Below are 615 nucleotides of genomic sequence, written 5' to 3'. Positions count from 1 at the left end.
ACACTAAAGCGGTCGTAGCCATCAGGCCGGGTGACGGTGACGCGATAGAGCCCAGGCAGCAGGTCGGTGAAGGTGTAGAAGCCCGTCGCCGTGGTGGTGGTGATCAGCGTCGTGTCGTCACCATTGCCAAAGGTGCGGTCGCGCCCGGCCCCGGTGAGGGTGACGGTCACGCCGGGGATGCCTGGTTCGCCAACATCTTGGATGCCGTCGGCATCAACGTCGTGCCAGACGAAATTGCCGAGGCTGACCGGCTCCACCAGGCCCGCGTCCCATGTCAGGTCAACCTGCCCCGAGGTGATGACGGTACTCGCCATCACGCCGGTGAGCCGGTTCGCGTCGGAGTCATTGGCGTCGGTTGCGCCGCTGACTTCGGTAATATTCGCGTAGGTAAAGGTATACGGATCAGTCGCCGTAACGGTGACGGTGTAGACGCCTGGGACGAGATTGGTGAAGATGTAGGAGCCGGTGATACTGGTGGTTGTATTCAGGCTGACACTGTCACCAGGGCCAGTCAGACCCACCAGGCCCACAGCGATATCCGCGAGGCCATTTTCACCCGCGTCTTGCAGGCCATTGCCGTTGGTATCCAACCAGACCCGGTCGCCGATGGTGGCG

1 protein-coding gene is annotated in these 615 nt (G+C 62.3%); it reads right to left on the bottom strand.

What is annotated here, in order from left to right:
• Positions 1–615: SdrD B-like domain-containing protein (locus A9Q02_RS13985; protein WP_281256912.1), on the bottom strand; the 615-nt coding region annotated here is incomplete at both ends.

Source organism: Candidatus Chloroploca asiatica (assembly GCF_002532075.1).
Taxonomy (GTDB): Bacteria; Chloroflexota; Chloroflexia; order Chloroflexales; family Chloroflexaceae; genus Chloroploca; species Chloroploca asiatica.
The sequence above is the reverse complement of the archived record's forward strand: the minus strand, read 5'-3'. Positions and strand labels throughout refer to the sequence as shown.